19 protein-coding genes and 1 riboswitch are annotated in these 18,426 nt (G+C 57.2%); of the genes, 10 read left to right on the top strand and 9 right to left on the bottom strand.

The features are described 5' to 3' along the window. The first annotated feature begins 13 nt into the window (after window positions 1-13). The gene (gene glnE / locus PGR09_RS18105) at window positions 14-2,851 is read left to right on the top strand and encodes a bifunctional [glutamate--ammonia ligase]-adenylyl-L-tyrosine phosphorylase/[glutamate--ammonia-ligase] adenylyltransferase (RefSeq protein ID WP_430916421.1); all 2,838 of its coding nucleotides are present in this window, start codon (window positions 14-16) and stop codon (window positions 2,849-2,851) included. A gap of 58 nt (window positions 2,852-2,909) precedes the next feature. Next, a complete protein-coding gene (gene hldE / locus PGR09_RS18100) occupies window positions 2,910-4,343 on the top strand; it encodes a bifunctional D-glycero-beta-D-manno-heptose-7-phosphate kinase/D-glycero-beta-D-manno-heptose 1-phosphate adenylyltransferase HldE (protein ID WP_430916381.1) in 1,434 nt (477 codons plus the stop codon). Window positions 4,344-4,420: 77 nt separating this feature from the next. Here the strand turns inward: hldE and PGR09_RS18095 are convergent, their stop codons facing one another. Beyond that, window positions 4,421-4,570, bottom strand: coding sequence for a hypothetical protein (locus PGR09_RS18095; protein WP_430916380.1), 150 nt, complete (start codon window positions 4,568-4,570; stop codon window positions 4,421-4,423). On the opposite strand from PGR09_RS18095, the gene glgS reads away from it, so the two are divergent. Next, window positions 4,562-4,759, top strand: a complete 198-nt coding sequence (gene glgS, locus PGR09_RS18090; RefSeq protein WP_045392198.1) for a cell surface composition regulator GlgS — start codon at window positions 4,562-4,564, stop codon at window positions 4,757-4,759. The two genes, PGR09_RS18095 and glgS, sit on opposite strands and share 9 nt — an antisense overlap. Window positions 4,760-4,793: 34 nt before the next feature. Here the strand turns inward: glgS and ubiK are convergent, their stop codons facing one another. After that, window positions 4,794-5,063 carry a ubiquinone biosynthesis accessory factor UbiK gene (gene ubiK / locus PGR09_RS18085; protein ID WP_045392195.1) on the bottom strand — a complete coding sequence of 90 codons (270 nt, stop codon included), beginning with the start codon at window positions 5,061-5,063 and terminating at the stop codon, window positions 4,794-4,796. A gap of 127 nt (window positions 5,064-5,190) precedes the next feature. Next, window positions 5,191-5,342, top strand: a riboswitch (FMN riboswitch). Between the two features lie 105 nt (window positions 5,343-5,447). On the opposite strand from ubiK, the gene ribB reads away from it, so the two are divergent. Both ribB and ygiD read left to right on the top strand, forming a co-directional pair. Next, the gene (gene ribB, locus PGR09_RS18080; RefSeq protein WP_015703517.1) at window positions 5,448-6,101 is read left to right on the top strand and encodes a 3,4-dihydroxy-2-butanone-4-phosphate synthase; all 654 of its coding nucleotides are present in this window, start codon (window positions 5,448-5,450) and stop codon (window positions 6,099-6,101) included. A 206-nt stretch (window positions 6,102-6,307) separates the two neighbouring features. Next, a complete protein-coding gene (gene ygiD, locus PGR09_RS18075) occupies window positions 6,308-7,102 on the top strand; it encodes a 4,5-DOPA dioxygenase extradiol (RefSeq protein ID WP_045392192.1) in 795 nt (264 codons plus the stop codon). Window positions 7,103-7,157: 55 nt separating this feature from the next. On the opposite strand, the gene PGR09_RS18070 is transcribed toward ygiD, so the two are convergent. The 3 genes from PGR09_RS18070 to tolC all read right to left on the bottom strand — a co-directional run bounded on the left by PGR09_RS18070 (window position 7,158) and on the right by tolC (window position 10,615). Then, a complete protein-coding gene (locus PGR09_RS18070) occupies window positions 7,158-8,318 on the bottom strand; it encodes a glutathionylspermidine synthase family protein (protein WP_045392189.1) in 1,161 nt (386 codons plus the stop codon). 5 nt (window positions 8,319-8,323) lie between these two features. Then, window positions 8,324-8,995 carry a DUF1190 family protein gene (locus tag PGR09_RS18065; protein WP_045392186.1) on the bottom strand — a complete coding sequence of 224 codons (672 nt, stop codon included), beginning with the start codon at window positions 8,993-8,995 and terminating at the stop codon, window positions 8,324-8,326. Between the two features lie 165 nt (window positions 8,996-9,160). Beyond that, a complete protein-coding gene (gene tolC, locus PGR09_RS18060) occupies window positions 9,161-10,615 on the bottom strand; it encodes an outer membrane channel protein TolC (RefSeq protein WP_047043046.1) in 1,455 nt (484 codons plus the stop codon). 195 nt (window positions 10,616-10,810) lie between these two features. Between tolC and nudF the strand changes: the two genes are divergently transcribed. Genes nudF through parE form a run of 5 tightly spaced genes read left to right on the top strand, consistent with a single transcriptional unit; the run spans window position 10,811 to window position 15,217 of the window. Further along, complete coding sequence (gene nudF, locus PGR09_RS18055) at window positions 10,811-11,440, top strand: ADP-ribose diphosphatase (protein ID WP_015369649.1); 630 nt, start codon at window positions 10,811-10,813, stop codon at window positions 11,438-11,440. 1 nt (window position 11,441) lies between these two features. Continuing rightward, complete coding sequence (locus tag PGR09_RS18050) at window positions 11,442-11,864, top strand: DUF1249 family protein (protein ID WP_045392180.1); 423 nt, start codon at window positions 11,442-11,444, stop codon at window positions 11,862-11,864. A gap of 24 nt (window positions 11,865-11,888) precedes the next feature. Continuing rightward, a complete protein-coding gene (gene cpdA, locus PGR09_RS18045) occupies window positions 11,889-12,716 on the top strand; it encodes a 3',5'-cyclic-AMP phosphodiesterase (RefSeq protein ID WP_045392177.1) in 828 nt (275 codons plus the stop codon). Further along, a complete protein-coding gene (gene yqiA / locus PGR09_RS18040; RefSeq protein WP_430916379.1) occupies window positions 12,716-13,291 on the top strand; it encodes an esterase YqiA in 576 nt (191 codons plus the stop codon). The genes cpdA and yqiA overlap by 1 nt, the downstream gene beginning before the upstream one ends. Window positions 13,292-13,321: 30 nt before the next feature. Then, window positions 13,322-15,217: a DNA topoisomerase IV subunit B gene (parE, locus tag PGR09_RS18035; protein ID WP_015369653.1), complete on the top strand. Its 1,896-nt coding sequence runs from the start codon at window positions 13,322-13,324 to the stop codon at window positions 15,215-15,217. A 64-nt stretch (window positions 15,218-15,281) separates the two neighbouring features. Here the strand turns inward: parE and PGR09_RS18030 are convergent, their stop codons facing one another. The 4 genes from PGR09_RS18030 to qseB form a co-directional block, all read right to left on the bottom strand. Continuing rightward, window positions 15,282-15,596, bottom strand: coding sequence for a putative quinol monooxygenase (locus PGR09_RS18030; RefSeq protein ID WP_015369654.1), 315 nt, complete (start codon window positions 15,594-15,596; stop codon window positions 15,282-15,284). A gap of 81 nt (window positions 15,597-15,677) precedes the next feature. Beyond that, window positions 15,678-16,259 (bottom strand): NAD(P)H-dependent oxidoreductase, encoded by a 582-nt coding sequence (locus PGR09_RS18025; RefSeq protein WP_020077910.1) that lies wholly within the window; start codon window positions 16,257-16,259, stop codon window positions 15,678-15,680. Between the two features lie 106 nt (window positions 16,260-16,365). After that, window positions 16,366-17,715: a quorum sensing histidine kinase QseC gene (qseC, locus tag PGR09_RS18020; RefSeq protein ID WP_430916378.1), complete on the bottom strand. Its 1,350-nt coding sequence runs from the start codon at window positions 17,713-17,715 to the stop codon at window positions 16,366-16,368. Continuing rightward, window positions 17,712-18,371 (bottom strand): quorum sensing response regulator transcription factor QseB, encoded by a 660-nt coding sequence (qseB, locus tag PGR09_RS18015; protein WP_032712534.1) that lies wholly within the window; start codon window positions 18,369-18,371, stop codon window positions 17,712-17,714. The genes qseC and qseB overlap by 4 nt, the downstream gene beginning before the upstream one ends. Window positions 18,372-18,426 lie beyond the last annotated feature (55 nt).

Raw genomic sequence — 18,426 nt, 5'->3', positions numbered from 1 at the left:
CAGGGAGACCCCTATAATGGCGCTTTCTTCGCAGTTACAGCAGCACTGGCAGACGGTTGCAGACCGGCTTCCGGCAGATTTTCCCCTGCAAACGTTAAGTTCGCAGGCGCAGTCGATGATGACATTCAGCGAGTTCGTTGAACAGAGTCTGGTCGCTCAGCCGCAGTGGCTGGCTGAACTGGAAAGCGCGCCGCCGCAGGCCGACGAATGGCGCCATTACGACGACTGGCTGGCGGAACAGTTACAAGAGGTGACTGACGAGGCCGCGCTGATGCGCGAGCTACGCCAGTTCCGCCGCCGGATAATGGTGCGTATCGCCTGGGCGCAGGCGCTGCTGCTGGTGAGCGAAGAGAGCAGTTTGCAGCAGCTCAGCGCCCTGGCGGAGACTTTAATCGTCGCCGCCCGCGACTGGCTGTACGCCGCCTGCTGCCGGGAGTGGGGGACGCCGTGCAATGCGCAGGGCGAAGCGCAGCCGCTATTGATTCTGGGCATGGGGAAACTGGGCGGCGGCGAGCTTAACTTCTCTTCCGATATCGATCTCATTTTCGCCTGGCCGGAACACGGCGCCACCCAGGGCGGACGCCGCGAGCTGGATAACGGTCAGTTCTTTACCCGTCTGGGCCAGCGGTTAATCAAAGTACTCGATCAGCCGACGCAGGATGGTTTCGTCTATCGCGTGGATATGCGTCTGCGTCCGTTTGGCGACAGCGGCCCGCTGGTGTTGAGCTTTGCGGCGCTGGAAGACTATTACCAGGAGCAGGGGCGCGACTGGGAGCGCTACGCGATGGTGAAAGCGAGGATCATGGGCGATAACGACGGCGTGTACGCCAACGAACTGCGCGCCATGCTGCGCCCGTTCGTCTTCCGCCGCTACATCGATTTCAGCGTCATTCAGTCCCTGCGTAACATGAAAGGGATGATCGCCCGTGAAGTGCGCCGCCGCGGCCTGACAGACAATATCAAGCTTGGCGCGGGCGGCATTCGCGAAATAGAGTTTATCGTTCAGGTTTTCCAGCTGATCCGTGGCGGTCGCGAACCGGCCTTGCAGCAGCGTGCGCTGTTGCCGACGCTGGCGGCGATTGACGAGCTGCATTTGTTGCCGGAAGGCGATGCCGCCCAGCTGCGTGAAGCCTACCTGTTCCTGCGTCGTCTCGAAAACCTGCTGCAGAGCATTAACGACGAGCAAACCCAAACCCTGCCGCAGGATGAACTCAACCGCGCGCGTCTGGCGTGGGGGATGCGCGTCGCCGACTGGCAGACGCTCAGCGCACAGCTGGAAGAGCAGATGCGCCGCGTGCGTCGCGTCTTTAACGAACTGATTGGCGATGATGAAGCGCAATCGCCGGATGAACAGCTGGAAGAGTACTGGCGCGAACTGTGGCAGGACGCGCTGGAAGAAGACGACACAACGCCGGCGCTGGCGCACCTCGACGACAACGACCGGCGCAGCGTGCTGGCGCTGATCGCCGATTTTCGCAAAGAGCTCGACCGGCGCACCATCGGCCCGCGCGGGCGGCAGGTGCTCGACCAGCTGATGCCGCATTTGCTTAGCGAGGTCTGCTCACGGGCGGATGCGCCGCTGCCGCTGGCGCGGATCACCCCGCTGCTGACCGGTATCGTCACCCGTACCACCTATCTGGAGCTGCTCAGCGAATTCCCCGGCGCGCTAAAACACCTGATTAGCCTGTGCGCCGCTTCGCCGATGGTCGCCAGCCAGCTGGCGCGCCACCCGCTGCTGCTGGACGAACTGCTGGATCCGAACACGCTTTATCAACCGACGGCGACCGATGCGTACCGCGACGAGCTGCGCCAGTATTTGCTGCGCGTGCCGGAAGAAGACGAAGAACAGCAGCTGGAAGCGCTACGCCAGTTTAAACAGGCGCAATTGCTGCACATCGCCGCCGCCGATATTGCCGGTACGCTACCGGTGATGAAAGTGAGCGATCACTTAACCTGGCTGGCGGAGGCGATGATCGACGCGGTGGTACAGCAGGCGTGGCTACAGATGGTCGCCCGCTACGGCCAGCCGACTCATCTGCGCGACCGTCAGGGACGCGGTTTTGCGGTAGTGGGTTACGGTAAACTTGGCGGTTGGGAGCTGGGTTATAGTTCCGATCTCGATCTGGTCTTCCTCCACGACTGTCCGATGGAGGTGATGACCGACGGCGAGCGGGAAATCGATGGTCGCCAGTTTTATCTGCGCCTTGCACAGCGGATCATGCATCTTTTCAGCACCCGCACCTCGTCGGGCATCTTGTATGAAGTGGACGCTCGCTTACGTCCATCCGGCGCGGCGGGCATGCTGGTGACTACCGCCGACGCCTTCGCCGATTATCAGCGCAATGAAGCCTGGACCTGGGAGCATCAGGCGCTGGTTCGCGCCCGGGTGGTGTATGGCGACCCGGCGCTGCAGGCGCGCTTCGATGCGATCCGCCGCGATATCCTGACCACTCCGCGTGAAGGCGCGACGCTGCAAACCGAAGTACGTGAGATGCGGGAAAAGATGCGCGCCCATCTCGGCAATAAGCAGTGCGATCGCTTTGATATCAAAGCCGATGCCGGCGGTATCACCGATATTGAATTTATTACCCAATATCTGGTGCTGCGCTATGCGCATGAAAAGCCAAAGCTGACGCGCTGGTCCGATAATGTGCGTATTCTGGAACTGCTGGCGCAGAACGACATCATGGATGAAGAAGAGGCGCGGGCGCTTACCCATGCTTACACCACGCTACGCGATGCGTTGCACCACCTGGCGCTGCAGGAGCAGCCGGGCAACGTTGCGCTGGATGCTTTCGACGGCGAACGCCAGCAGGTGAGCGCCAGCTGGCAGAAGTGGTTGATGGCTTAACTAACAAAGCGGGTGTGCTATTATCGCGCGCAAAGTTTGCATCTCGCAGGAGAGAGTAATGAAAGTAACGCTGCCAGAGTTTGAACGTGCAGGAGTGTTGGTGGTAGGCGATGTGATGCTGGACCGCTACTGGTATGGCCCTACCAGCCGTATTTCCCCGGAAGCCCCGGTGCCGGTGGTGAAGGTGGAAAATATCGAAGAACGTCCTGGCGGCGCGGCTAACGTGGCGATGAACATTGCTTCGCTCGGCGCGACTTCTCGTCTGGTCGGCCTGACCGGTATCGACGATGCTGCACGCGCGCTGAGCAAAGCGCTGGCCGACGTAAAAGTGAAATGTGATTTCGTGTCGGTACCGACGCATCCGACCATCACCAAGCTGCGCGTACTGTCACGCAACCAGCAGCTGATCCGCCTCGATTTTGAAGAGGGCTTCTCCGGGGTCGATCCGCAGCCGATGCATGAACGTATTCAGCAGGCGCTGGGTTCGATCGGCGCGCTGGTGCTGTCTGACTACGCGAAAGGCGCGCTGGCCAGCGTGCAGACCATGATTAAGCTGGCGCGTGATGCTGGTGTTCCGGTGCTGATTGATCCGAAAGGCACCGATTTTGAACGCTACCGCGGGGCGACGTTGCTGACGCCGAACCTGTCTGAATTCGAAGCCGTCGCCGGAAAGTGTAAGGATGAAGCGGAAATCGTCGAACGCGGGATGAAAATCATCGCTGACTTCGAACTTTCCGCACTGCTGGTGACGCGCTCCGAGCAGGGGATGACGCTGCTGCAGCCGGGTCGTCCGCCGCTGCATATGCCGACCCAGGCGCAGGAAGTGTATGACGTCACCGGCGCAGGCGATACGGTTATTGGCGTGCTGGCGGCGACGCTGGCGGCGGGCAACACGCTGGAAGAGGCCTGCTATTTCGCTAACGCCGCGGCCGGTGTCGTGGTTGGCAAGCTGGGGACGTCCACCGTTTCGCCAATCGAGCTGGAAAACGCGGTGCGCGGGCGTGCCGATACCGGTTTTGGCGTGATGAGCGAAGAACAGCTGAAACAGGCGGTTGCCGCGGCGCGTAAGCGCGGCGAAAAAGTGGTGATGACCAACGGCGTCTTCGATATTCTGCACGCGGGTCACGTCTCGTATCTGGCTAATGCGCGCAAGCTGGGCGATCGTCTGATTGTCGCCGTCAACAGCGATGCCTCAACCAAACGTCTGAAAGGCGAAACCCGCCCGGTGAACCCGCTGGAACAGCGGATGATCGTGCTGGGCGCGCTGGAAGCCGTCGACTGGGTGGTGTCGTTTGAAGAAGATACTCCGCAGCGGCTGATTGCCGGGATCCTGCCGGATCTGCTGGTGAAAGGCGGCGATTATAAGCCGGAGCAGATCGCCGGCAGCGAAGAGGTATGGGCCAACGGCGGCGAAGTGCTGGTGCTCAACTTTGAAGATGGCTGCTCGACTACCAATATTATCAAGAAAATTCAGAAAGATAGCGATAAGTAATCAATACGCTTTACCGCTCTGAACGGGGTGGTCTACAACGGTCTGCGGGGATACCTTCGCGGGCCGTTTTTATTTAATCATGCGGAAAATGATTTAGCGCAATAAATAACCCGGTTAAGCGCATTTTTCGTACAAAGTGCGTTAAGGTAAGCGTAAATACTGAAGTTAGTAAAAGGCATATGACTAATCAGAACACCAACGGCTGAAGGAGTATGCGGATGAACCATAACGATATGTATTCTATGAAGAACTTCGATTTTCTGGCACGTAGTTTCGCCAGGATGCACGCGCAAGGCCATTCAGTCGATCTTCAGGCTATTGTCGGCAATATGGATGAGGAACATCGTGAATGGTTTTGCCAACGCTATGAGCTTTATTGTCGCCAGGTGAATAGCGCGGTCGAGTTAGAGCACTAAAGCAAAATGAAAACGGGCCATCAGGCCCGTTTTTTTATTGCTGTTCTTCGCTCTTCGGCGTGGCTGAGCGGCTTTCCAGATCGCTAATACGCTGCTCCAGTAAAGCCAGCTTTTCGCGGGTGCGCAGTAAAACCTGAGTTTGCACGTCGAACTCTTCGCGGCTAACCAGATCCAGGCGAGTTAACTGCGATTGCAGCACCTGGCGGATTTTCTTTTCTACGTCATCTCCAAGATCGCGAAGGCCTTTCGGCATCGATTCATGGACCTGGCGGGCGATTTGTTCAATTTTTTTCGGGTCAATCATGGTGGATTCCTGCACTGATCTAGTTACCGTTCATTGTAGTGCGAACGGGAGCGCCTATAAACCACAAATGTAAGATGTATAGCGAGTAGCCATTGATGAAGATAGTTAATGGCGTTATAGTTATCTCGCTTATTCTCAGGGCGGGGCGAAATTCCCCACCGGCGGTAAATCAACCTACGCGTTGAAAGCCCGCGAGCGCTTCCTGTGAAAACGGGAAGGTCAGCAGATCCGGTGTAATTCCGGGGCCGACGGTTAAAGTCCGGATGGGAGAGAGTAACGGCTCAGTCGGATTACGTTCCGCTTGCGTTGACTTTTGCCGCTAAACCGGCACTCCTAAGACTGCCCTGATTCTGGTAACCATAATTTTAATGAGGTTTTTTTACCATGAATCAGACGCTCCTTTCTTCTTTTGGTACCGCTTTTGAACGTGTGGAACACGCTTTAGACGCACTGCGCGAAGGCCGCGGTGTGATGGTGCTTGATGATGAAGACCGTGAAAACGAAGGCGATATGATTTTCGCCGCCGAAACCATGACCGTTGAGCAAATGGCGCTGACCATTCGTCACGGCAGCGGTATTGTCTGCCTGTGCCTGACCGAAGATCGCCGCAAGCAGCTTGACCTGCCAATGATGGTTGAGAACAACACCAGCGCCTACGGCACCGGCTTTACCGTCACCATTGAAGCGGCAGAAGGCGTGACCACCGGCGTATCCGCCGCTGACCGCATCACGACCGTGCGCGCCGCCATTGCCGATGGCGCGAAACCCTCCGATCTCAATCGTCCGGGCCACGTCTTCCCGCTGCGCGCGCAGCCTGGCGGCGTAATGACTCGCGGCGGCCACACAGAAGCGACCATTGACCTGGTGACCCTTGCGGGCTTCAAACCGGCAGGCGTGCTCTGTGAACTGACTAACGACGATGGCACTATGGCGCGCGCGCCGGAGTGCATCAAGTTCGCTCAGCAGCACAACATGGCCGTGGTTACCATTGAAGATCTGGTGGCTTACCGCCGCGAGCACGATCGCAAAGCCAGCTAAGATGCCGCTGTTCTGATGACAAGCCCACTTTACGGTGGGCTTTGTTGTTTCTGGGCCGAGCCAATAGGTTTTCTCCGCAGGTAAAAAGGGAGAGAGTTTTCACATTCAAATTTTCTGATGATGATCATCACGCTTATCTGAGTTTATCCGCGGGTAAAAGCGCGTAATGTGAAGGAATCAAATACTCCCTACTGAAGGATACCATCATGTCCCGTACCCGTATGCCAGCGTTGTTTTTAGGCCATGGTAGCCCGATGAACGTGCTGGAAGATAATATCTATACCCGCGCCTGGCGCCATCTCGGTGAAACACTGCCGCGCCCGAAAGCTATCGTGGTTATCTCCGCGCACTGGTTTACCCGCGGCACGGGCGTGACGGCGATGGAAGCGCCGAAAACCATTCATGACTTCGGCGGTTTTCCGCAAGCTTTGTACGATACGCACTACCCGGCGCCGGGATCGCCGGAGCTGGCGCAGCATCTGGTTGAGCTACTGGCGCCGGTGCCCGTCGCCCTCGATAAAGAGGCGTGGGGGTTTGACCACGGTTCGTGGGGGGTGCTGATCAAAATGTATCCTGATGCCGATATTCCCATGGTTCAGTTAAGTATCGATAGCACAAAGCCCGCGGCGTGGCATCTGGAGATGGGGCGTAAGCTGGCGTCGCTGCGTGATGAAGGTATTATGCTGGTGGCGAGCGGCAACGTGGTGCATAACCTGCGTACCGCGCGCTGGCATGGCGAAAGTACGCCGTATCCGTGGGCCGAGTCGTTCAACGACTATGTGAAAGCGAATTTAACCTGGAAAGGGCCGGTCGACGAGCATCCGCTGGTGAACTACCTGAGCCATGAAGGCGGATCGCTCTCTAACCCGACGGCTGAGCACTTCCTGCCGCTGCTCTATATTCTGGGGGCGTGGGATGGCGAAGAGCCGATAACAATCCCGGTCGAAGGGATGGAGATGGGATCGCTGAGTATGCTGTCGGTGGTAGTGGGCGCCGCGTAACGGCAGCTATCGCACATGAAAAAACCCCGGCCACGCAGGTTGCCGGGGTTTGCCGTTATTCGACGAAAATGTGCGGATAGAAACGCGAAAGATCCTGGGTGATCAGCGCCCGATCTTCACGAATGCCGATCCCGGCAGGCTGGTCGTTAATAAGCCAGCTGCCAATCAGCGTATAGCTATCGCCAAATTTCGGCAGCGAATAAAACTCCTGCACGATGGTGCCTTCTTCCCCATATGGGCCTTCCACCGCTTCCACCACTTTGCCATTTTCAACGATTGACACGTTAGCGCCTTCGCGGGAGAAAATCGGCTTAATGACGTACTTCTCAAGCTGCGGATGGTTATCTTCGCTAAAGTAAGCCGCCAACAGGTTAGGGTGGTTGGGGAACATTTCCCACAGCATCGGCAGCAGCGCCTTGTTGGAGATAATGCTCTTCCACGCCGGCTCCAGCCAGCGTACGCCGGCGTCTTCCAGCTTGGTGGAGAACATCTCGCGCAGCATAAATTCCCACGGATAAAGCTTGAACAGATTGCCGATGACCTGATCCTGCAAATCGGTGAACTGGCCTTTCTCGCCAAGACCGATATCTTCGATATACAGGAACTCGGTGGCGACGCCCGCTTCTGCCGCGCAGTCCTGCAGGTACTGCACGGTGCCGCGGTCTTCAACGGTATCGCGGCAGCAGGCCATATGCAGCAGCTGGAAGCCAAACTGTTCACGCAGCTCGCCGAAGCGTTCAATCAGTTTTTCCTGCAGGCTGTTGAACTGATCGCTGTCGGCAGGCAGATTACCGGCGTTAAGCTGATCTTCCAGCCAGATCCACTGAAAGAACGCTGCTTCATATAGTGAGGTTGGCGTATCCGCGTTGTTCTCCAGCAGCTTCGGCTCGCCCACGCCATCCCAGGCCAGATCCAGACGCGAGTAAAGCGACGGCTGGTTGGTTTTCCACGACTGACGCACAAAGCCCCAGGTGTGTTTTGGGATGCGGAATTTGGTCATCAGTTCGTCGCTGGCGATCACTTTCTCAACGACCTGCAGGCACATTTGATGCAGCTCGGCGGTGACCGCTTCGAGCTTTTCAACCTGCGCCAGCGTCAGCTTGTAGTAGGCCTCTTCACTCCAGTACGGCTCACCGTACATGGTGTGAAAATTGAAGCCATACTCGGTCGCTTTCTCGCGCCAGTCCGGGCGCTCGGTAATGCTGATTCTTTCCATGCCGCTTAACCGCCCATCGAGCGTGAAGAGGAGCTGGAGCCCGCGGCGCTACGCTGCATCGTCGATTGCTTAGCAACAGATTCGCCAAAACCGCCGCGGGTGACAGTCGTGGTGGTTGCCGGTTTCGGCGCCATCGCGGTTTTCGGTACGTTCATGGTACGGCCCGGTTGCGCCGCGCCATAGCTCTTACCGCTGGCATCGGTGTACTGGCCGTAGGCCGGGCTAGCCGGGTTTTTCGAGCTAAACAGCGGCTGCTGCGCGGCCATGCCGCCGCCCATCAGGCGGCCCATCATGTAACCGGCCATCAGCGGCATCCAGAAGCTGCCGCTGCTTTGCGCCTGCGCCTGGTTTTCCGGGGCGACGCCCGCCTGAGCTGGCGCCTGCTGGCATTGGCCTTCGCCGAACTCGGCGACGCAGTCTTCGCGGGTGGCGTATTTCGGCGCGGTGCGCGCGGCTTCTTTCACCGCGTTGTTGTAGGCGGTGGTGCACTCTGCGGCTTTGCTTGGGTTAGCCGCGGAGCAGTCATCGGCGTTCTGATACAGAGAAACCGTCTCGTCAGTTTTTTCGCAACCGGCGAGCATAAAGACGGCGGTGACGGCAAGGGCGACCGGCGTCAGGTGGCGAGCGCTCCAGCTTTTGCGGAACGACGCATGATTAATATTTTTTGTCCGTTTCATATTTGTCTTCCAGGACCCAGTGGTAGTGCGTTTGTCAACGCTCAGGATAGAGTATGAGTGGTGGAAATTGAAGCGAAAGAGGGGAAAAGCGGGGGTCTTTACGTTGTCTTACGTTTTACGCCCGCCTGACCCGAAGGCCAGACGAGGCGTAATCGCATTCAACGATTAGTGACTAAACGGATTGGAACCGCTGGTCTTCGTCGTACGGGCGGCAGCCGGCTGTGCGGAGGCGGTGTTCGCATAACCGTCAGCGGCGGCGTCCTGCTGCGGGTTTTCCGGCGCGACGCTGTCTGGTGAAGTCGGGATCGCTTTACCCAGCGTGTTGTTCAGCGCAATCAGATCCTGCTCGTTTAGCGTGCCGAGAGCGGACTTGATGTTCAGCTCGTTGATCAGGTAGTTATAACGGGCGTTGGAGAGCTGCTGCTTGGCGTTGTACAGCGTGGTGGTAGCATCCAACACATCAACGATGGTACGCGTACCCACCGAATAACCCGCTTCCATCGCATCCAGGGAGCTCTGCGCAGAGACCACGGCCTGTTTGTAAGCGTTGATGCTGCTGATGGAGGCATTCACGTTGTTAAACGACGAACGCACGGTTTGCACCACGCTGCGATGCGCGCTTTCCAGCTGCTCGCTGGCGCCGACGAAGTTGTACTGCGCCTGTTTCACCTGCGAGTTAACCATCCCGCCCTGATACAGCGGTAGGGAGAAGCTCAGGCCGACTTTGTTTTGCCCGACATCGGCGTCCTGGGTAATGTTTTTGGAACCGCTGTAACGGTTATTAGAGACACCGGTAGAAGCATTCAAATCAAGGGTAGGTAAATGACCATCCTGCGCCTGGCGAATCTGCTCACGAGCCAAATCCTGGTTCAGACGCGCCTGCAGCAGCGACAGGTTGCGGTTTTCCGCTTCCTTCAGCAGCGCGTTCACCGCCTGCGGCTTGTTGGTTTTGAAACCGTTAACGTTCAGCGACGCCAGCTCCGGATAGTAGTTGCCGGTGACCTGACGCAGCTCTTCCACGGCGTTGTCGAGGTCGTTACGCGCGGTCACTTCATTTGCCAGCACGGCGTCGTATTGTGAACGGGCGTTCTGCACGTCGGTGATGGCAACCAGGCCCACGTTAAAGCGCTGGGTGGTTTGGTCCAACTGGCGGTAGATGGCCTGTTTCTGCGCTTCGGTATAGGAGAGCGTATCGATAGCGGCCAGAACTTTAAAGTATGCCGTCGCGGTATTCAGGATCAGCGTTTGCTGGTCGGTTTGATAGGTGACATCCTGAATGCCCGCCGCTTTTTCCTGCAGGGTCAGCGCGCGCCATTTCGACATATCGAACAGGGTTTGCGTTAACTGCAGTGAACCGCTGGTGACGTTGGAGTTCTGGTTTTTGTAATCACGGAACCCGCTGGTATAGGTATAATCCGCGCCCAGACCGAGTTGCGGCAGTAATGGGCTACGCGCTTCGTTGATTTTTTCGAATGCAGCATCGCGATCGGCTGCCGATTTACGCAGATCAGGGTTGCTAATACGCGCCTGCTGATAAACCTGCAACAGGTTCTCTGCCTGGCTCATGGCGCTGAAGCCAGTCAGGCCCAGGCCGATAAGGATGGGAAAAAGTTTCTTCATTTGCATTCCTTGTTGTGAAGCATTTAGCGCTACTCAAATTCTAAAAATAATCGCTGATTGTATCGACTCTGTCGCCGTAAAAAGTTGGCGTTACGTGCCATAGGGCGGTAATTTGCACCAATCTAACATACAGGCTGTAAAACGGTAGCCAAACGGCCTATAAATCCCTACTTTCGGATGAGCAGGACACAGACAATGAGCAAACCCAATCAGCAGGGAATTACCTTCTCTAAAAACGATGTAGAAATTATTGCACGCGAAACGCTTTATCGCGGTTTTTTTTCGCTCGATTTGTATCGTTTTCGCCATCGCCTGTTTAACGGCGGGATGAGCGGCGAGGTGACCCGCGAAATTTTTGAGCGCGGGCACGCCGCGGTCTTGCTACCCTTTGACCCGGTACGCGATGAAGTTGTGCTGGTCGAGCAGATCCGCATTGCCGCCTATGATACCAGCGAGAGCCCGTGGCTGCTGGAAATGGTCGCCGGGATGATAGAAGAAGGCGAAACGGTAGAGGATGTCGCCCGCCGCGAAGCGCTGGAAGAGGCCGGGCTTGAAGTTGGGCGTACCAAACCAATATTAAGCTATCTGGCAAGCCCAGGCGGCACCAGCGAACGGTTATCGATCCTGGTGGGCGAAGTTGATGCATCGACGGCTAAAGGCATTCACGGCCTGGCCGAAGAAAACGAGGATATTCGGGTGCATGTGGTGAGCCGGGAACAGGCTTACCAGTGGGTAGAAGAGGGGAAAATCGACAATGCGGCTTCTGTCATCGCCCTGCAATGGCTGCAGCTGCATTATCATAGCTTACGAAACGAGTGGAAATAATATGAAGCGTTATACACCTGACTTCCCGGAAATGATGCGCCTGTGCGAAACCAATTTCGCCCAGTTGCGCCGCCTGTTGCCTCGCACTGAGGCGGTCGGCGATATGGCGAACTATCAGGTGGGTGCGGCGCAATACCGATTAACGGTGGTCGAATCGACCCGCTACACTACATTGGTGACAATAGAACAGACCCAGCCTGCGGTGAGTTACTGGAGCCTGCCGTCAATGACGGTGCGCCTGTACCACGACGCGATGGTGGCCGAAGTGTGTTCAAGTCAGCAGATTTTTCGCTTCAAAGCGAGATATGATTATCCTAATAAAAAGTTGCATCAACGCGACGAAAAGCATCAAATTAATCAGTTTCTGGCCGACTGGCTGCGTTACTGTTTAGCACATGGAGCGATGGCGATTCCGGTTTGTTAGCGTCGTGAAACCTAAGGACACCATTTGGAAAGCCTGTTAAACCTACCTCTGGCTGGTGAGGCCAGAGTCAGGATATTACAAATTACTGATACTCACCTGTTTGCTGAAAAACATGAAACGCTGTTGGGTATCAATACCTGGGAAAGTTATCAGGCTGTATTGGATGCGATACATGCCTCACAGCGTGAATGCGACCTGATTGTAGCAACAGGCGATCTGGCGCAAGACCACTCCGCCGCGGCCTATCAGCATTTCGCTGAAGGCATCGCGAGCTTTGCCGCACCCTGCGTCTGGCTGCCGGGAAACCATGATTTCCAACCGGCGATGTACAGCACGCTGCACGATGCCGGCATCTCCCCCGCCAAACGCGTCCTGTTGGGCGACCATTGGCAAATCCTGCTGCTCGACAGCCAGGTCTTCGGGGTGCCCCACGGCGAGCTGAGCGATTTCCAATTGGAGTGGCTTGAGCATCAATTGAATGCTGAACCTGAGCGCTACACGCTGCTGTTACTCCATCATCATCCGCTGCCGGCGGGTTGCAGTTGGCTCGATCAGCATAGCCTGCGCAATGCCGGGGCGTTAGACCAAATCCTGAGCAACTATCCGCGGGTTAAGCACCTGCTATGCGGCCATATTCACCAGGAGCTGGATCTCGACTGGAACGGGCGGCGGATGATGGCGACGCCATCGACCTGCGTGCAGTTTAAGCCGCACTGCGCTAATTTCACCCTCGATACCGTCTCTCCAGGCTGGCGCTGGCTGGAGCTGCATCCCGATGGCGCGTTGACGACTGAAGTCTGTCGTCTCAGCGGCGCCGAGTTTCACCCGGATATCGCTTCAGAAGGATACTGATGTCTACTCTTCTTTATCTGCACGGATTTAACAGCTCGCCGCGCTCGGCAAAAGCGACGGCGCTGAAAACGTGGCTGGCGCAGCACCACCGGGAAATTAACATGGTGGTGCCGGAACTGCCTGCTTTCCCGGCGCAGGCGGCAGAGATGCTGGAAGCTATCGTGCTGGAGCACGGCGGCGAGCCGCTAGGCGTGGTTGGGTCGTCGCTGGGCGGCTACTACGCCACCTGGCTGTCGCAATGTTTTATGCTGCCGGCGGTGGTGGTTAACCCGGCGGTGCGGCCATTTGAACTGCTGAACAATTTTCTTGGCCCCAATGAGAATCCGTACACCGGGCAGCAATATGTGCTAGAGTCTCGCCATATTTACGATCTTAAAGTCATGCATATCGACCCGCTGGAAGCGCCTGACCTCATCTGGTTATTGCAGCAAACGGGCGATGAAGTGCTTGATTACCGCCAGGCTGTTGACTACTTCGCCTCCTGCCGTCAAACGGTCGAGGAGGGCGGTAATCACGCATTTGTTGGCTTTGAAGATCATTTCACCCAGATTATCGATTTTCTGGGCCTGCGCTAAGCGGTTCAGAACGACCTACGAATACACACCATGACGCAATCTTCATATAACGCTGATGCCATTGAGGTACTCACCGGGCTTGAGCCGGTTCGCCGCCGCCCGGGAATGTACACCGACACAACCCGTCCTAACCATCTTGGTCAGGAAGTTATTGATAACAGTGTGGATGAAGCACTGGCCGGTCACGCCAAACGCGTGGAGGTCATCCTTCATGCCGATCAATCGTTGGAAGTCATTGACGACGGACGCGGGATGCCGGTTGATATCCACCCGGAAGAAGGGGTTCCGGCGGTTGAGCTGATCCTTTGTCGGCTGCACGCGGGCGGGAAGTTTTCTAACAAAAACTACCAGTTCTCCGGCGGCCTCCATGGGGTAGGGATCTCGGTCGTCAACGCCTTGTCTAAACGCGTGGAAGTCAACGTGCGCCGCGATGGCCAGGTCTACAGCATCGCCTTTGAGAACGGGGAAAAAGTTGAAGACCTGCGCGTCACCGGCACCTGCGGTAAACGCAACACCGGGACCAGCGTCCATTTCTGGCCGGATGAAAGCTTCTTCGATAGCCCGCGTTTCTCCGTCTCGCGGCTAACTCACCTGCTAAAAGCGAAAGCGGTGCTGTGCCCGGGTGTGGAAATTGTTTTCCGCGACCAGGTGAACAACAGCGAACAGCGCTGGTGTTATGCGGACGGCCTTAATGATTATCTGTGCGAGGCGGTCAACGGCCTGCCGCTGCTGCCGGAAAAACCGTTTGTCGGTAACTTCTCCGGCGAAACGGAAGCGGTGGATTGGGCGCTGCTGTGGCTGCCGGAAGGCGGCGAACTTCTGACTGAAAGCTACGTCAACCTGATCCCGACCATGCAGGGCGGTACCCACGTTAACGGTCTGCGTCAGGGTCTGCTCGACGCGATGCGCGAGTTCTGCGAATACCGCAATATCCTGCCGCGCGGCGTGAAGCTGTCGGCGGAAGATATCTGGGATCGCTGCGCGTACGTACTGTCGGTGAAGATGCAGGATCCGCAGTTCGCCGGGCAGACGAAAGAACGTCTGTCGTCGCGTCAGTGCGCGGCATTCGTCTCCGGGGTGGTTAAAGACGCCTTCAGCCTGTGGCTGAATCAGAACGTACAGGCGGCGGAGCTGCTGGCGGAAATGGCCATTTCCAGCGCCCAGCGCCGCCTGCGCGCCGCCAAGAAAGTAGTGCGCAAAAAGCTCACCAGCGGCCCGGCGCTGCCGGGTAAGCTGGCGGACTGCACCGCGCAGGACCTGAACCGCACCGAACTGTTCCTCGTCGAAGGGGACTCGGCGGGCGGTTCGGCGAAACAGGCGCGCGACCGTGAATATCAGGCGATCATGCCGCTTAAAGGCAAGATCCTGAATACCTGGGAAGTCTCTTCCGATGAAGTGCTCGCTTCGCAAGAGGTGCACGACATTTCGGTGGCGATTGGTATCGACCCGGATAGCGATGATTTAAGCCAGCTGCGTTACGGTAAAATCTGTATTCTCGCCGATGCCGACTCGGATGGTCTGCACATCGCTACCCTGCTGTGCGCGCTGTTCGTGAAGCATTTCCGTACCCTGGTGAAAGAGGGGCACGTGTACGTCGCGCTGCCGCCGCTGTATCGTATCGACCTGGGTAAAGAGGTTTACTACGCGCTGACGGAAGAAGAAAAAGCCGGCGTGCTTGAGCAGTTGAAGCGTAAGAAAGGCAAGCCGAACGTACAGCGCTTTAAAGGGCTGGGCGAGATGAACCCGATGCAGCTACGGGAAACCACGCTCGACCCGAATACCCGCCGCCTGGTGCAGCTCATCATCACCGATGAAGACGAGCAACAAACGACCGCGGTGATGGATATGCTGTTGGCCAAGAAGCGTTCGGAAGACCGCCGCAACTGGCTGCAGGAAAAAGGCGATATGGCGGATCTCGAAGCCTGAGCCGACGTCAGCCGCCAGATACGAAAAAGGGAGCCCCAGGCTCCCTTTTTTGCTTTTGCCGGGCTTATACGCCAGCCTGCAAAATGCGGATGCTGGTTTCCAGCACGTCGCCTTTTACCGCTTCGGCGTAAGCCTTCATGTGCGGCGTTTGCAGATGCGCTTCGAGATGCGCGACGCTTTCCCACTGCTCGACCATGACGATCGAATCCGGGGCGGAGGTCTGGAAACTCACGCCGGCGGCGTGGTCAACCAGCGGCGCGTAGCCGTGGCAACCCTCTTCCTGCAGTACCACAGGGACAATTTTAGCGAACTGATCCAGTACCGCCTGACGGTGGTGCTGGCCCGGACGGGTACGAATTTCGGCAATCACTGTTAACATGGTTAACTCAACTCCTTCTGTGTGTAAACTCGCCATACTTCAAGGTTAGTGACTTGAATAACAGCGAGTGTAGACATCTAGTTAACCAAAAATCTCGGCCAGATGCTTGCGATATTCTGCGATGACGTGTGGAACGTCAGGCATTTTAATCACGTCGTTGGCGATAAAGGTCGGCATCGCGCTCATGCCAAGGAACTGATTGGCTTTGTGGAACGGCAGGTAAACGCCATCAACGCCGACGCCGTGGAAGAACTGATCTTTATCGGTGAAAGCTTCCATCGGCGCGTTCCAGGTCAACGACAGCATATACTGTTTGCCCTGAATCAACCCGCCGGAGCCATATTTTTTGCTGTCATCGGAGCGGGTACGGCCATCGCTGGCGTACAGAGAACCATGGCCTTCGGTGAAGACATCATCCATGTACTTTTTCACGGTCCACGGCGCGCCCATCCACCAGCCCGGCATCTGCCAGATAACCACATCGGCCCACAGGAAATTCTGCACTTCTTCTTTTACATCGTACTCGCTTTCCGCGCGGACGATTTTAACATCATGCCCGACGTCGCGCAGATAACCATCCGCGACCTCGGTCAGGGTGTCGTTTAATTGGCCATTAGAGTGAGCGAATTTTTTCGCCCCGTTGATAATCAGGATGTTGCTCATTTTTTGCCCTCAACCTATTAAATTTGTCGGCAATTTTACCCCGCGAAGCGGGGCAGTAAAATGAGCAAAATGTGCAAAGTCTTTTGCATTTTTGGCAATAATGAGGCTACCAGTAAACGCGTGCCTCGAAGCCGCCTTCCGGCGCGTTAGCAAAATCAACCCGCATACCGTGCAGCGAGGCGATGCGGCGAACGATCGATAAGCCTAATCCGCTGCCGGGGGCGTCCTGGCCCGGCGGGCGATAAAAACGCTCGCCAATGCGCGCCAGGGCTTGCGGACTAATGCCTGGACCATTGTCGCGAACCCGGAACTCGCGGGCGGAAAGCGTGATATCCACCCGGCTACCGCGCGGGCTATAGCGCACGGCATTATCCAGCAGATTGCGTACCAGCAGGCTGAGCAGCAGCGGCTGGCCGGTACGGACGATATTGCTGGCATTCAGATGCAGGCGTAGCTCAATGGCGGACTGCTGGGCGTGGTGATACATCTCCATCACCGCCGACTGCAGCAGGTCGTCGATGGCGACCGGCTGCACGTCATCCAGTTGGGCAAGGGAATCCAGACGCGACAGCGTAAGTAATTGATCGACCAGCCGAGTGGCGCGGTCGATGCCCTGATGTAATTGCGCCAACGCTTTATCCCGGCCTTCGGGATCGTCCATCGAAAGCTGGGCGACTTCGGTTTGCACCTTCAGCGCCGCCAGCGGACTGCGCAACTCGTGGGCGGCATCAGAGGTAAAACGGCGCTCGCGCAGCATGGTTTCGTGGGTACGGCTGAATAGCTGATTCAGGGCATCGACCAGCGGGCGAACTTCCGAAGGGATTTTGTCGTCCGACAGACGTTCCGCCGAGTCCGGCGCGCGCTGGCGCAGGGTTCGAGCCAGTTTCTTCAACGGCGCCAGCTCGCGGCTTAATAGCACAATGAGTAACAGGAACATCAGCGGCAGCGCGACCAGCCACGGCGTGAGCTGCGAGGTGACGATATCCACCGCCATCTCCCGGCGATAATCCCACTCCTGACCGACGGCGATACGATGTCGGCCATCGGCGGTGGTCAACCACAAGAAGCGCCATTCGTCGTCATCGCCGCGCAGATAGCCGTCACTGAAGCCTTCGCGTTGCGATCCCCATTGAATATCTTCGCCGTTTTCACCATCGTTGAGCACCATTTTCCCGTCGCGGGTGAAGATAGCGAAGGCCAGCGCGTCATCATCAAGATGGCCGTGTTTTACTTTTTTCTTTTCGCGGATTTGCGTCGGTCGCGCCTGTAGCTCATCGACATTCATCGCGCTCAGGCGGCGGGCGAAGAGCAGTTGTTGGGTATCAAACAGCTTATCCAGCTTTTCGCTGGTCTGCTGCCAGGCGATCACGCAGGCGATCCCCCAGGCGGCGCTGGTCAACAGGACAAACAGCAGCGTCAGTCGCAGGCGCAGGCTTAAACGGGCGAGTCGTTTCATGCGTCACCCAGGGTATAGCCGATGCCGTGCACGGTGCGGATAAAACCGCTGCCGAGTTTGCGGCGCAGATGATGAACGTGTACTTCCACGGCGTTGCTGGAGACCTCGTCGTCCCAGTTATAGAGCTTTTCCTCGATAAGCTTACGCGGCAATACGCGCCCGGCGTTGCGCATAAGCAGTTCCAGCAGGGCGAACTCCTTCGGCTTCAGCGCCAGGCTTTCGCCGTCGAGGCTGGCGGTTAAGCGGTTTGGATCGAGGCTCACCTTGCCGTGGCGTAGCTCGCTGCTGCTCTGGCCGTGAGCGCGGCGGATCAGCGCTTCGAGACGCGCCGCCACCTCAATCAGGGCGAAGGGTTTACACAGATAGTCATCGGCGCCGAGCTGTAGCCCTTCAACCCGCTGGCTCAGCGCGTCGCGGGCGGTGAGGATCAGCACGGGTTCATTACGGCCTTTATCGCGCCATTCGCGCAGAATATCGAGGCCGTCAATGCCGGGGAGGGTAAGGTCAAGTATCGCGGCGTCGTAAGGGGCGCTATATAAGGCATTTTTGCCCTCCTGGCCTGCGGTGAACCAGTCGATGCTGAAGCCCATTTTGCTCAGCCCGGCTTTGATGCCGTCGCCGATCAGTTTGTCATCTTCTACCAATAATATGCGCATGTTTCCCTCCGCCGATCCCGTTTCTTTGCGCAGTAAACCGCGTTGAAGTAGGGGA

It is taken from the genome of Klebsiella sp. 141251 (assembly GCF_050600725.1).
GTDB classification, from domain to species: Bacteria; Pseudomonadota; Gammaproteobacteria; order Enterobacterales; family Enterobacteriaceae; genus Klebsiella; species Klebsiella aerogenes.
This window is presented reverse-complemented; position numbering and strand designations above follow the sequence as displayed.

Excerpts from the sequence above, each read along its gene's own strand:
- PGR09_RS18050 (WP_045392180.1), top strand. The coding sequence starts at position 11,442 with ATGAAGCGTTATACACCTGACTTCCCGGAAATGATGCGCCTGTGCGAA.
- PGR09_RS18030 (WP_015369654.1), bottom strand. The coding sequence starts at position 15,596 with ATGTTAACAGTGATTGCCGAAATTCGTACCCGTCCGGGCCAGCACCAC.
- ubiK (WP_045392195.1), bottom strand. The coding sequence starts at position 5,063 with ATGATTGACCCGAAAAAAATTGAACAAATCGCCCGCCAGGTCCATGAA.
- PGR09_RS18095 (WP_430916380.1), bottom strand. The coding sequence starts at position 4,570 with ATGGTTCATCCGCATACTCCTTCAGCCGTTGGTGTTCTGATTAGTCAT.
- glgS (WP_045392198.1), top strand. The coding sequence starts at position 4,562 with ATGAACCATAACGATATGTATTCTATGAAGAACTTCGATTTTCTGGCA.
- hldE (WP_430916381.1), top strand. The coding sequence starts at position 2,910 with ATGAAAGTAACGCTGCCAGAGTTTGAACGTGCAGGAGTGTTGGTGGTA.
- PGR09_RS18025 (WP_020077910.1), bottom strand. The coding sequence starts at position 16,259 with ATGAGCAACATCCTGATTATCAACGGGGCGAAAAAATTCGCTCACTCT.
- qseB (WP_032712534.1), bottom strand. The coding sequence starts at position 18,371 with ATGCGCATATTATTGGTAGAAGATGACAAACTGATCGGCGACGGCATC.
- tolC (WP_047043046.1), bottom strand. The coding sequence starts at position 10,615 with ATGAAGAAACTTTTTCCCATCCTTATCGGCCTGGGCCTGACTGGCTTC.
- yqiA (WP_430916379.1), top strand. The coding sequence starts at position 12,716 with ATGTCTACTCTTCTTTATCTGCACGGATTTAACAGCTCGCCGCGCTCG.
- ribB (WP_015703517.1), top strand. The coding sequence starts at position 5,448 with ATGAATCAGACGCTCCTTTCTTCTTTTGGTACCGCTTTTGAACGTGTG.
- ygiD (WP_045392192.1), top strand. The coding sequence starts at position 6,308 with ATGTCCCGTACCCGTATGCCAGCGTTGTTTTTAGGCCATGGTAGCCCG.
- parE (WP_015369653.1), top strand. The coding sequence starts at position 13,322 with ATGACGCAATCTTCATATAACGCTGATGCCATTGAGGTACTCACCGGG.
- PGR09_RS18065 (WP_045392186.1), bottom strand. The coding sequence starts at position 8,995 with ATGAAACGGACAAAAAATATTAATCATGCGTCGTTCCGCAAAAGCTGG.
- qseC (WP_430916378.1), bottom strand. The coding sequence starts at position 17,715 with ATGAAACGACTCGCCCGTTTAAGCCTGCGCCTGCGACTGACGCTGCTG.
- PGR09_RS18070 (WP_045392189.1), bottom strand. The coding sequence starts at position 8,318 with ATGGAAAGAATCAGCATTACCGAGCGCCCGGACTGGCGCGAGAAAGCG.
- nudF (WP_015369649.1), top strand. The coding sequence starts at position 10,811 with ATGAGCAAACCCAATCAGCAGGGAATTACCTTCTCTAAAAACGATGTA.